Source organism: Paenibacillus amylolyticus (assembly GCF_051136285.1).
Lineage (GTDB): Bacteria > Bacillota > Bacilli > Paenibacillales > Paenibacillaceae > Paenibacillus > Paenibacillus amylolyticus_F.
The window spans coordinates 2885205-2898131 of the sequence record NZ_CP194938.1; the positions used below are offsets into that span (position 1 = coordinate 2885205).

Genomic DNA, 12927 nt, shown 5'->3' on the forward strand with positions numbered 1-12927 from the left:
CTCATTTATGCTCATGTAGAATAGTTAAACACCGTGCAAATGCAAGACACTGCACTTGGAACATGCCGGTGTCAGTCGTTCATCCATCATTTCCCTTATCCTTCTGTAGGTCATGCCGTGCCATAATTCCTGTACGGACGCTTCATTTAATTTGCCGATCTCGAACTCCTTGAAAAATTTGCACGCAACAATCGTTCCATCGGGCGTAATATCCATCCGGTTCGAGAGAGCCAGGCACTTCTTGTTCATCGTGCCTTTACTCCTCACCTCTTTGCCGAGCACGAAATCTTCGATCTGGTCATAATCCAGATTCGGCTGGTAGCGTAAACGCATTTTCCAGACCCGATTATTCACCCGGTCCAACTCGCTCATCAAAGCAGGGATACGCTCCGGATCGAGCTTGTAGTTAAAGGCGTGCCAGCTTCGTTCGCCCTTGTGCTCGCTCGCCGGAAGGAAGTCGAACTTCTGGTCAAAGTAATCGTCCATTCCCTGCGTGCATTCGTCCGAGATGTACCACGGGAAGCAGACCATGACCATATCTACACCGACGCCCTCCAGAAAGTCCAGCAGATCGTAAAGCTTGTCGGTCATAGCATCGTTAACGACGGTGTGGATCGTAATTTTGCCCTTGAATCGGTTTTCCTTGCGCAGCTCGACTAGCATCCGAATAGCATCTATCGCCTTGTTGAATACCCCTTTGCCGCGAAGCGCATCATTCTCTTCTTCGAATCCATCAAGCGCAATGAGCAGCTCCAGGTTGTCGGAGATTCTCAGCAAGGCGTCCAGCTTTCGCTCGATCAGCATCGCGTTCGTGCAGATCGTCGTCTCGCGAGGATGGGCTTCAAGCAAGTCGGCCAAACGGTCGAAATGGCTGTATACGAGCGGCTCGCCGCCCCAGATATAGAGTCTCGACTTGGCTGGTTCCGTTTCGAGGATCAGCTTCTCCAGCAGCCCATAGTCGAGCTGTTCCCGCTGCTGCTCCGGTGTCATAAAGTGATGATAGCCAGTGTCATTCCATTGATAGCAATGCTTGCAGCGCAAGTTGCATTGGTTCGTCAGTTTAATCCCGACAGACTCCGGCAACGGTGTCGCGTAACCCGCTATTTTCTCCATGTTCCGCTTTGTTTCCACCGTATTCTTGATAGTACGTTTCAATATTTGCAAATCCTTTGGGGAATGTTTAATCTCTGATTTTGGATTCATATCAACACACCCTTCTTAAACTTATTAAGTTATTCACATGAATCAATAGATATAATACCTTGAACAAGCCGTACAAATCGGAAGCATATTTTTTTTCATATACGCGCGATAATCTTTGTACTTGTCACTACTCCAGATGTCCAGCAAACTCTCTTCGTTCACGTTGCCGAAGGTCAAATCATAGAAGGCATGGCAGGGCGAAACGTCCCCCCTTGCCGTAATCTCCGCATAAACCCATGGAAGGGAGCACCGATTTCGTTTATCAGCCATCTGATGGAATTGCCCCGAGAAATAGTTGCTCAAATTTTGTTCATCTATCGTCTTCGGATAGGTGATCACATGGATGTGGTTTTTCAAGCAATACGCTTTAACATTATTGAGCTGTCTCGTCAATTCCGGAATATCGATCTGGCTGAACGAACTGGTGTCACGCCACACCATCCCCTTGGCATAAGGAGCTTCATGCACGTCGAATTTGTCACTAAGAACCTCCACATATTGGGCATACTGCTCTTCCGTTGCATAGAGCTGCACTTCCATGCTGATATGGTCCAACATCGACAAGTCGATATGCTTAAAGAAAAATTCCTCAACGTACATATAGTTCAAGGGCGTAATGATAAAGGATACACCCATCTTCGGAAATTGCTTGCCCTTGCTTTCCCGAAGCTCATAAAGCTTCTCGATCCCCTTGATTACTTTCTTGAATACGCCTTTGCCTCTCTGCCTATCGTTGATTTCCTCAGGGCCGTCGAGCGACATCCAGATCTTATTTGGAGCAGTCTCGACAAGCATCTCGGCATGCTGCTCAAGCAATGTGCCGTTCGTGGGGAAGTCCGCTATGCTTCCATAATGATTGATCATGGCGAGAATGTCGCTCAGCCAAGGGTACATCAGCGGCTCGCCGCCGAAGAAATCGTAATACGGCTTGCCCGGGCTGCACTCGACGATGATCTTTTTGATCAGATCCGGATCCAGCTGTGCTAACGTTTTTTTGCTTTTGTAGGGCCCTTCGAGTCCCCACTCATAGCACATCTTGCATCGTAAATTACACTCCTCCAACAGCTGCATGACGATCCATCTCGGATAGCTTGTCTTATCTTGGGCGACACTCAATTTGTTTACGCTCATCGCATAACCCCTTCTGCCATTGAAATCTTACCCCTTCGTTAACGCGACTCTCGCACAATACTGATCCACATAATTCGTCCGTTCTCCGGATCTGTTCATGATCGCTTGATGCATCTCCTTAAGGACCTCTACGGAAAAATCCATCTCCCGCCACTTCTCGTAGCGTATTCCGAACCCCAGCGACTCCCACAATTCCAAATTGCTAAGCTCGTGACTTCCGAACGGCTCCAACAGAATAAGAGGGGTTTCGGATGCAAGCGAGTCGATTAATGTGCCCGCTCCCGGCTTGGCCACGATAGCCATCGCCTCCGAAGCGACATCGATCAACCAATGATGATCAACCTTAGCGGCGTATGACTTCGTATCTTCTCCCGTTATTTCGATGTATGGCGGAAACTCGTGCAGGCCGTTCGCACTCTTCACCCATGCACACCATTCCGGATCGTTCATCCAATATCGGTGATCGGGATCGGGCTTCGCTTCCTTCCAATCGTAAGCTACGATATCAAGCCCATAGTTATGGCCGACAAGCTCTGGAATTGTACTTTGATAAGTGCCCATCCCCCAGCCGCCGCCATGAACAACAAGCCGCCGCTTCCTTGAGTCGAAGGGCAGTGGCGTACGATGAAGAACCGGGATTTCGCATCGAATCTCCATCTTGTCGGTGTCATAGAGACAAGCATTGTAATAATACTCGTCATAGCGAGGATGAAACTTCTTCAAGCTCTTCCAAGACGGGGCCAGATCTGAATCAACGTAGAGCAGGTCTACATGAATTTGATTCGGCAGCATCTTCTCCCTATACAAATCCAGAATATAGATCCAGTGTCCGGATAACGATATGAATTCGTACCGATCTTCCGCTTTCCACGCCTCCAGCAATAGCTCGACCTGGGCATAATCAATGCTGCCCCGGATATCCATCGGCATTCGGGCCGATAAATTGGCAAGTGCGAAATTATTGTGGTAAGCCTTTCTGCTGTCTACAATATGATCCATCTTGTCTTGCTCCAAATAGCTTTCGAACACGAGCACTTCCGTCGCGATATCCCTTTTCTCGAAATCACTTGCAGCTAACAGGCCGGGAATATAGAAACCCAGACCGAAACCCGAGCATAGAATCGTCACTTTCCGCTTACCCATAAAATTTCTTCCTCCATTCATGGCTTAAAGCGCTTCAGACTGCATCAGCCAACGATCTTGAAGGATAACGACGACAGCACCTCCTTAACCTTAGCGGTCAATCGTTCGTTATCCCATTCCCCCTCGATCAACGAATAATACAATCTGCCTTTCACCTGCTTATTCCGGATCCCCTTGCACTCGCTGACGACTTTGTTAATAAGGAGCGTATTCGCACTTAACGGTAAAATACCGAATCCTCGATCAGGCTTATATAGAACACCCTCGCGGTCCAGCGATTCCATCAATTGATCGAATGATACATCGCATGCAAACTGTAAAGTCGCATGCGTCATGCTCCCGGCCGTATCGTGCTTCTTCAGGTAGCGGTCAACGTAATGCTTGATCAGACTCATCGATCTTCTTGCATTCACCTCAACAATCGGAACGATGCGGCCGTCTGTCAACAACATAGAATCGACGCATACGTCGCCGTGATAACCCGACCGATACAGCTCGCGAGCCGCCCGTTTCATTACATCAAAATACTTCGCTTCCTGCAGCACATGAAGCAACCTATCGTCTGCTGTATAGGAGCCTTGGTAAGCGAAATTGTGATTGACCAACTGCTGCACTGAGATATGTCGGTAAGTACCGTCCGGATCGATGTGGAATTGGCAAGAAAAATCCAATTCCTTGCGGAGGAACGGCTCAATAATAAACCGAACCGTTTTTCCCTTGCTGCACTGATCGGCGACATAAGATGTGACTCGCTGCAAAATCGCTTCCGACTCGATCAGCAAATTCCCTTTCCCGGATACCCCAAACTCATCTTTGATCAGGAAGGGTCCTTGATTCAGCAAAGTCAAGCCGCTTGCCAGCAACTCTTCAGGAGAATAGACCGTCTGGCTGTCACACCGAAGATCAAGGTGCCGGTTCAATTCGGTTGAATACAGCTTCGAATTGACAATCTGAACCGTTTCGACAGCTGGAAAATCCTGTTCCAGCCCGTAACGCGCTGCAGTACGATCCGCCCCCGGAATGACGGCAAAGGGCGACAACCGGGCGCCGTCCAGCCAGTGTAGATCCATGTCATCCATTCGATCGGCTGATATGAGCAGGTCGAATATATTGGCGGTTCTGCCTGCGCTTCCTACATCAGGACTCTCGAGATCGGTTGAATTGGAAAGAAATTCAAATCCGATCTCATGCAAATAATCTTTATGGCAAACGTTCATTCGATAGCGAGTAATGAGCCTATCCTGTGCCTCGCAAAATGGGAAGAGCAGCTCATCCATGGCCATCACGATATTCTCCATTTCAGGATCGTGAAACGACGGCAGTTTGGCTAGATTAGGGTCGCGCCAGAAGCGTTCCGCATCAAATGTCCCGATAATGAGCTCGGACTTGCGTCTATCGTTCATACAGGCGTTGTCTTCTGCAGCTCCGAGATATAATTGCAGAAGGTCGTTACCGACTCCATAAGATTGAAGTCGAATTGTTCAAAATCGATTTCAATACCGAAATGCTCTTCCACCTTTAATACAAAAGTAATTAGCTGTAAAGAGTCCAATCCCCCGTCTTCCATGATGTTGGAATGCTCGTTCAAACTGTTTGCCAGTTGGGCGTCTTCCTTGATTTCGCTTATCATCGCTATGATCTGTTCTTGCATAGGTACCTCCCGTTTAATGGATATATTGACCCTGGTAATAATGGATCGTTCTAGCGAGTGCATCATGCAAACTGATCGCCGGTTCCCAGTCCATAATTGTCCTTGAAATGGTAATATCCGGCTTCCTTCTCCTTGGATCGTCTTCCGGCAGCGGGAGAAACTCTAACTGCGCGTTGGACTTCATTAGCTCCTTCAATATTTGGGCGACTTCAAGTATGGTGACTTCCTCCGGATTCCCCAAATTGACTGGCTGTTCATACGTGGTGCTCAGCAGTCTCACAATCCCTTCCAGCAAATCGTCGATATACTGAAAGCTTCTCGTCTGTCTGCCGTCGCCATAAATCGTAAGGTTTTGCTTGGACATGATTTCATTAATGAAATTGGTAATGACGCGTCCGTCATTTAGATCCATCTTCGGGCCGAATGTATTGAAGATCCGAATGACCCTTACCGGTATACCGTATTTCCTGTTCATCCAGTAGGTGATCGCCTCTGCATACCGCTTCGCTTCGTTGTAGCAGCTTCTTGCTCCAACCGAATTCACGTTGCCATAATAGCTCTCCGGCTGAGGGTGAACAGTTGGGTTACCATAGATCTCGCTTGTTGAAGCCAAGAAGAAAGCAGCCTGCTTTTCTTTGGCCAGATACAGCAGATGCATCGTCCCTTCGCTGTTGACCCTCATCGTTTCGATCGGATAGGACAAATATTTTGGCGGACTGGCAGGACTTGCAAAATGCATCACCCAATCGACAGGGCCTTCAATTGCGAGCGGATAAATGACATCATGCTCGATAAACTTGAAATTGGGCGACCGTAAGAGATTGTCTATGTTGACAGTAGACCCGGTCAGAAAATTATCGACGCCGATAACGGTATGGCCTTCCCGCAGCAGCCTCTCGGCAAGGTTGGAACCGATGAAGCCTGCGACTCCTGTTAATACAATGATTATTATGATCCCCCCCTTTGCTTAAGGTTTGTGAAACCACTATTAATTCAATCGCTGTTTCATCTAGATGATTAGATAATTAAGGATCGAAAACCACTTAATAACCAATTTCTATATTCATATACATATATTATTGAAAAAACATGCGTTCATCACCCAATAAATTCATATATATTACCTAACAAATTATAGGTATTAAACAATTATGAACTGTGCGTTGCTCCCAAACTATACAGGTACGCGTCTATGCATGAGTCACAAGATGTCGGGTCAAATACCAGGAGAGATTCTTGAGGTGAGAGGATTCGCTGTGGTTGTGCCGAAAAAAAGCGCTTGAAGCAATGCCGCTCGTTAAAAGACAAGAAGACAATAAGCTGTCAGCAAACGGAATCTTTAAGACAAGAGCAACGGTTTGGCTTACTCAATAAGCTGTATCGCAACGATTATAATCCCGGCATCACTCCCTCCATAAATATGACCGGATCACCACCCGCTTCGGGCTAAGGCTTCTATTCGGGTACAAGAAGAGATATCCACAGCTGACATCATCTACTCCCTCAACATTACTGAATGCCTACCTTCTTCAGCCATCGTTCAAGGAATATGAATTCTTCACTTTCTATATTCGTAATCAGCGTTTGTAATCTTTCGGAAATACTCGTATCCCTTGTCAAATTATATTTAATCGCTACATTCACAAGTATCTTTGCCTTAAGTTCAATGGCAGTGAATTCATCTATATGCTCTTGATTTAATTTAATTAAATGCTGATTATCGTACAAGTACTTGAGTCTTAGCGTCATTATCTTCTTATGATCATAAAGTAAATGAAAGGGTCTTATATCAAGCATAACCTTATGTTCCGATGTCTCTTTCGCATAATTTAATAGAGTTGTGTATATTTGCATGCCGAAGTCAAGATTATCCCTGTCGCCCCCATAGTTGAACATCTCCCAATACTCCGGCGTTTTCTTAGTGAAATAATTTCTTATAGAATTCACTAGGGTATCTGCACTGAATTTATCCTGATATTGATCATTGAATGTATACAGATAAACCATTTCTCTAAGATAATCATGATTGGTTGTTAGGTGATTAGTGTCGAACGCAAGATTGAAATCAGTAAATGATATCTCAGCCTGACTATACACGCCGTTCTTAAAGAAATCGGAAACATACAATATCTCTCTATCCAAATCATAACCGTAAACAAATATGTCATGATGCAAATGGAGTCTATTGTAGCGATCACTTAGGGGCACGTAGAAATAATTGACCATGGTGTGGACATAGTTATTAGCATTAATATTTTCTATAATAAAATGAATAACAGAGTCCCATTGAGTTGTTACAGTATCTCTATGTATCTTTTGAGTAGTAATCCATTTGCACCCATCCGAAGGCCGCAGCTCATAAGTCAGAGGGAAATAAAAATCTCCCCAATGGTGTTTATAATCTTTGTTAATAAATAATTGAATATAATTGCTATATATCCATGGGTGTGCGCACTCGTAATGGGTAAGTATGGACAAAAGATGAGCATGTTGCGTATAGGTTGTAATCATAGGATAACTGACCGGCAATATTTCTCTGCCCAATGTTTGAGTTGAATTCTTCAACCTTTCGTTCACCCCTAGTTATTTGGTTAAATGGCTTAAGGATTCCGAATCAGTATATCTCATTTAGCAATAAGCGCTTCGTACTTGCCCTGTCCAGTTTTCCTGTCTTTGTTTTTGGAATGTTATCTATAATCCTCCATTGTCTAGGCACTTTATACGATGACAAATGCAAGTTGCAATGTCGTGTCAGTGCATCTATATCAACCAGGCATTCATTAAAAACTTTTAGAAATGCGATGGGCACTTCGCCTAACAAATCATCGTGTACACCAACAACCATGACCTCCTCCACTTCTTTCAAGCCGTACAAAAATTCCTCGATTTCTTCCGGATAGATATTAATACCGCCGGATATAATGATATTCTTCTTTCGGCCTGTGAGTATAAGACACCCTGATTCATTCCAATATCCCAGATCTCCTGTCTTTAACCAGCCCTCAACAATGGTAGCGTTCGTTAACTCCGGGTTTTTGTAATAACCGAGCATCACATTCGGGCCCTTGACCCAAATTTCTCCGATAGCTGCTCCTACAACCTCATTCTCTTCTTCGTCAACAAGACGAATAGAAACGTCATTTATGGGTGATCCACAGGATAAGCTGCGCTCTCCCCGTTCCATCATGCTCACCCGCGGAGAAGCTTCGGTCAATCCATAGGTTTGAATAATGTCCGCGTGGGGAAATACAGCCTGAAGATGGTCTACTAATTTCGCGGGAATCGCCGCACCGCTAATCACAATAAATTCAATGGAATCAAAGGCACTCCAGTTCTTTGTCTGATGGAAATCGGAAACAAAGTGCATCAATTGCGTAGGCACCGCTGAGAATGCCGTGACCTCCTTATTCTGAAACAGTTTGAACGCTGTGCGCGGCAGCAAGGGCAAGCTGATAAGTTTAATTCGGGTTCCATATAACATGCAAGAAATCAGTTGCGTGACAATCGTAGAACTGAAATGAACGGGCATCGTTACAAGAAACGAATCTTGATCCGTATACCCCACCTTTACGCCATGTGCCAACGCATTTGTTAATACATTCCAATGGGATAACATAACGATTTTAGATTTTCCGGTTGTGCCCGATGTAGGAAGGAGAATCGCACATTGATTGGGATCGGACTGATTTGTTAACGAGATCGATTCGAACGATGGCATTGGTTCTTGCGATAAATCCTGAGCGGTAACCCAAGGAATGTCGCAATTTAAATGCGCAGGTTGTGCATATTTACTGATAACCAATTTGGCGTCACTGGCATTTAAAATATTTTCAATTTCAGTAATGGATGCCGAATAAGGAACGGGTACTAACACATAACCGCAGAATTGAATGCCAAGCGCCGCAATAATGAACAAGGCCTCATTATTTGTATATAATGCAAGATGACTTCCGGACTCAAGCTCAAAATTCTTGTGGATATATAAAGCAATCAAGTAAGCTTCTTTCATCACCTCTGCGTAAGTCCATTGCTGCTTTAGATCTTCAAGGATAATATGATCTTGGCGATCAGAGGCCTCCAGAAATAGACGCTGAATGATAGTCATCATAGCGTTTTCTCAGTCAAATAATTAAGGATTAATCCAGCCGTGGAGAACTTCTCAAATAACAGATCTTCATCAGGGATCGAGATGTTAAACTTCGATTCCATTAAAACAATAAGCTTGATGAAGCCTACTGAATCGATCCCTTGGTCCATCAAACGGGTATCGTGGTCTTCTGGATACTCGATGTCCAGCTCAGCAAAAATTTCGTCTCTCAAGATAGGTTCTATTGATTTAGACATCATGTTTCCCCCGTTAGATAATCTTTAGAAAAAAGGCTGATTAAAGAGGATAGTATAAGTGATGAGCAAGTAAAATTGATAGTGAAGAAGAATAAGTCCATAGCGATGGACAAAGGTGAATTTGCACTGAAAGAGTTGTTTGCAAAGATGCTGTAATTCATGCTGGAGGTGGAATATGACACGGTGCAGGACATAAAAAGCTTGACGCGAAGAGTACAACGACGGAAATAATTGAGGGTTACCATCGTCAACATCGCAAAGCCTACAGAAAAAAGCATTTTCCCAAGCAATGAAGCGTTGCTGAAAATGCTCTACAAAACTAAGAAAAATGTCACTCGTAAATGGAAAGAGCTTGTACAAAACTGGGACTAAGTACCCCATCATCTCTCCATTTTCTTCCTCGACGGGATCGAACTATATTGTGTAAATTTTACTTGGAGAGCGTTTACAATAGTAGTTTTACAGCACCAAGTGCCTGATATATTTAATATAATTACATATATGACAATTGTCAACAATTTTGAAAAAGCCCGTTGATGCCAAGGGGATGTTCAACGCATGCTGTGGGGCTGTTAAGAACGAACGTCAATCATTTAAGGAGAACGGCTCGACTTCAAACTGGAATCGCTCACGAACACGATACAGAATCACGTGTATTGGCATTAACATATTATACTGTAAGTCGCTATGTTGCTCCAAAATTCTGTCAATCTCAGCATCAATTAAATAGTAGGTTAATTAATGACTCGTTCCCAATGAAAGTTCGTTCAACATTCATTATTATCATCTCCTTCTCTCAATGGTCGCTCCATGTGTTTGCAAAGGTGAGAGCCACAAATTAAGGGCATTAGAAGATTTTGTCGAATTTATGAATCGGGACTTATTACCTGTGTTGGAACTACAAATATTGAACAGAACTTTCCAATGGGGAGGTGGAATATGGACGCACTATTAGGACTAGGAAGCGTGGCTTTGATTTTTATAGGTATTGTCGTGGTACTTCTAGCTATAGTTCTTATAAAATTGTTATTGGAAACAAAAGGACATTACGTTTTTTTTGGAGGGATTATAGTATTACTTTTATTATATTGGGCATTTATGTATTTTTAAAACATAAATTCTACGCAATGAAACAAGAACTCCTAAAAGAGTTAAACTCGTAAAACACTAGATGTCATCTCTACCACCGCCCTAACCATAACTCCAGCTTATGTGAACAAGCGATGAGGTCGGAATTTTCCTCATCCTCTTACGCCAATTAGTTTTATATGCTAACATACATAGTTTCAGGAACAGAAGCCCATAGGTTTCTGACATACACAGAGGGTTTTACGAGTCGCTTCCTACGTCAACAGAGGCAACAAGCCGTTTCCTGTTTCAGCATGGACGGCTTTTTCTTTTGTGTAACTGTGCTTACATAAGGATAATCGTGAAATTTTCAGGCTGATATAACAAGCCTTAACCTAGATTAAGAGACAATATCAGGTTTCTGTCATAGTAGCAAAAAAACGCGCAGAATAAGGCTTTCTCATCGCCGCATATATTGATTGATCTGCTGTTGTCGCCGTTTCAAATCAACTATCCATATACAGAAAATACGAATTATCCTTCATCTATCCAGAAATTTGAGTATTATAGTATAATCGCAGAGCAATGGAAAGGCTGATATGCGAAACATCCCCTAGTATCAGGAATTCTATTGTAGCAAGTCCCTCATTCTCTTTTTCGTTCTTCTCATCCCTTTTTTTTATTCGAATCATTGGCGCCGCGGATTGACCGATCCAAAAATATGATATGGCGTTATCCCCTTTGCAAATAAGCTATCAATCAGTCCGACCAATTCTTCTGACGATAGATCTTTGCCGTTGCGTATCCAAAGGCGAAACATAGATATTAATGTTGATATGTAAAACTCAATGATATATGGTGCTAAAGTATCATCTGATGGATAATCCACAATCAATTGTTCAAAGGGAATTTCTCTTTTCAGGCGTTCCACAAAATGTACAGAGCCATAGTCACCCAAGAGAGCTTTCAGAATTGAAATTTCCTCTGCATTTTCCAAGCACTGAAGTGCATCTTGGAAAGTATGTGTAGAAAACTCTCTGCCTGCCATTTCCTCGTTAATGGAATTTAGAATACGTTCTTCAACACAGTCCAACAAATCATATATATCTGTAAAGTATTGATAAAATGTACTGCGGTTATATCCTGATTGGTTAGCGATCTCTTGAATGGAGATTTTTTCGATTGGTTTGCGGCTATATAAATCGCAAAATACATTTACAAATGCCTGCCTTGTTTTGTCCGTAATTTCAGGTTGCTTATGCATGATTCGCCTCCATTTTCTGTGCAATCTGTTCAACCAATCATACGACAGATATTAAAAATCTGATGGTTGATGACCATATAAAGAATCCATACAATAACATCATACAACATGTTGTTGGATTACTAACAAGGATTCAAAAAAAATATTTACAGGAGATAATATGCGAATTTTATTTTTCGGTAGAGGTGTAATATCAACCCAATATGCTTGGGCTTTTGAAAAGGCAGGGCATACAGTAGAGTTTTACGTTAGAAAAGGGAGAAAAGAAACCTTCGGAAGCCATATAGAGCTTGAAATGTGGGATGCACGAAGAGGGAAACAGCTGATACAAGAAAACTGGAACGTCAACCTTCATGAGGAGATACGCGCAAATTATGATCTCATTATTGTAAGTGTAACCACGGAACAACTTCCAAAAGCAGCCCAATTTCTATCGACTGTTGCTGGAAACACCCCTGTCCTCATTTTCAATAATATTTGGCAAGATTTGAAATCATCGATCTCACCTTTGTCTATGAACAATGTTGCCTTTGGGTTCCCAGAGGCCGGCGGCGGCATTGCTGACAATAGACTTAGAGGCGGCTTTTTGAAAAGGCTATTTCTTGAAAAACCACGGGCAGGCACTGAACATATTAACAACAAGGTCAAGGAACTATTTGAAAGTGCCAATCTTAAAATTAGTTGGATAAAGGATATGCAAAACTGGCTATGGAATCACTTTGCCATGAATGCGGCTGTAGAAGCCGAGGTGTTGAGACTGGGAAGTTTTCCAGCACTCTTGAATCATAAGGACTCATTCGCCAATGTAGGGAAAAATATGAGGGAAATTGCACCTGTACTTAATGCAAGAGGTGCTAAGATTGATATGATTTCTCTGCTGCTGACTAAGATTCCACCCCCACTTCTCAGTATGCTTTTTAACAAGGTTATTTTTGCAAAGGGCAGCCTACCAAGACTTTTCATTGAATACAACAATACTAAAGCAGGTTTTTCGGTACTTGAAGTTGTGAAAGATGCAAAAAAATGGGGTATACCTTTACCACGTCTTACTGCAGCTTGGGAAAATAATGAGCCACACAACGTTATTGAAAACTGATTCACCCGATGAACAGAAGCCACAATC

At 43.3% G+C, this 12927-nt stretch carries 12 protein-coding genes and 1 pseudogene; 3 read left to right on the forward strand and 10 right to left on the reverse strand.

What is annotated here, in order from left to right:
- Nucleotides 1-24: 24 nt before the first annotated feature.
- From ACR8BL_RS12610 to ACR8BL_RS12650, 9 genes are all read right to left on the reverse strand, one after another.
- A complete protein-coding gene (locus ACR8BL_RS12610) occupies nucleotides 25-1203 on the reverse strand; it encodes a radical SAM protein (RefSeq protein WP_434752927.1) in 1179 nt (392 codons plus the stop codon).
- Between the two features lie 42 nt (nucleotides 1204-1245).
- Nucleotides 1246-2334, reverse strand: coding sequence for an SPASM domain-containing protein (locus tag ACR8BL_RS12615; protein ID WP_434752928.1), 1089 nt, complete (start codon nucleotides 2332-2334; stop codon nucleotides 1246-1248).
- Between the two features lie 27 nt (nucleotides 2335-2361).
- Nucleotides 2362-3477: a UDP-glucuronosyltransferase gene (locus ACR8BL_RS12620; protein ID WP_434752929.1), complete on the reverse strand. Its 1116-nt coding sequence runs from the start codon at nucleotides 3475-3477 to the stop codon at nucleotides 2362-2364.
- A 44-nt stretch (nucleotides 3478-3521) separates the two neighbouring features.
- The gene (locus ACR8BL_RS12625) at nucleotides 3522-4880 is read right to left on the reverse strand and encodes a hypothetical protein (RefSeq protein ID WP_434752930.1); all 1359 of its coding nucleotides are present in this window, start codon (nucleotides 4878-4880) and stop codon (nucleotides 3522-3524) included.
- Nucleotides 4877-5128: an acyl carrier protein gene (locus tag ACR8BL_RS12630; RefSeq protein WP_434752931.1), complete on the reverse strand. Its 252-nt coding sequence runs from the start codon at nucleotides 5126-5128 to the stop codon at nucleotides 4877-4879. Before ACR8BL_RS12630 ends, ACR8BL_RS12625 begins: the two co-directional genes overlap by 4 nt.
- Before the next feature lie 13 nt (nucleotides 5129-5141).
- Complete coding sequence (locus tag ACR8BL_RS12635; protein ID WP_434753109.1) at nucleotides 5142-6083, reverse strand: NAD-dependent epimerase/dehydratase family protein; 942 nt, start codon at nucleotides 6081-6083, stop codon at nucleotides 5142-5144.
- A gap of 554 nt (nucleotides 6084-6637) precedes the next feature.
- Nucleotides 6638-7693, reverse strand: coding sequence for a hypothetical protein (locus ACR8BL_RS12640; RefSeq protein ID WP_434752932.1), 1056 nt, complete (start codon nucleotides 7691-7693; stop codon nucleotides 6638-6640).
- A gap of 49 nt (nucleotides 7694-7742) precedes the next feature.
- Nucleotides 7743-9236 carry a class I adenylate-forming enzyme family protein gene (locus ACR8BL_RS12645; RefSeq protein ID WP_434752933.1) on the reverse strand — a complete coding sequence of 498 codons (1494 nt, stop codon included), beginning with the start codon at nucleotides 9234-9236 and terminating at the stop codon, nucleotides 7743-7745.
- Nucleotides 9233-9448 (reverse strand): phosphopantetheine-binding protein, encoded by a 216-nt coding sequence (locus tag ACR8BL_RS12650; protein ID WP_434752934.1) that lies wholly within the window; start codon nucleotides 9446-9448, stop codon nucleotides 9233-9235. Before ACR8BL_RS12650 ends, ACR8BL_RS12645 begins: the two co-directional genes overlap by 4 nt.
- Before the next feature lie 242 nt (nucleotides 9449-9690).
- Here ACR8BL_RS12650 and ACR8BL_RS12655 point away from each other — a divergent pair.
- Both ACR8BL_RS12655 and ACR8BL_RS12660 read left to right on the forward strand, forming a co-directional pair.
- Nucleotides 9691-9844: pseudogene (locus ACR8BL_RS12655) on the forward strand (IS256 family transposase); the annotation flags it as partial.
- A gap of 567 nt (nucleotides 9845-10411) precedes the next feature.
- Nucleotides 10412-10582 carry a hypothetical protein gene (locus ACR8BL_RS12660; RefSeq protein WP_434752935.1) on the forward strand — a complete coding sequence of 57 codons (171 nt, stop codon included), beginning with the start codon at nucleotides 10412-10414 and terminating at the stop codon, nucleotides 10580-10582.
- Nucleotides 10583-11228: 646 nt separating this feature from the next.
- Here the strand turns inward: ACR8BL_RS12660 and ACR8BL_RS12665 are convergent.
- Entirely contained in the window at nucleotides 11229-11804 is a 576-nt protein-coding gene (locus tag ACR8BL_RS12665; protein WP_434752936.1) for a TetR/AcrR family transcriptional regulator, read from the reverse strand.
- Nucleotides 11805-11964: 160 nt separating this feature from the next.
- On the opposite strand from ACR8BL_RS12665, the gene ACR8BL_RS12670 reads away from it, so the two are divergent.
- Nucleotides 11965-12900 carry a ketopantoate reductase family protein gene (locus tag ACR8BL_RS12670; protein WP_434758357.1) on the forward strand — a complete coding sequence of 312 codons (936 nt, stop codon included), beginning with the start codon at nucleotides 11965-11967 and terminating at the stop codon, nucleotides 12898-12900.
- Nucleotides 12901-12927: the final 27 nt, after the last annotated feature.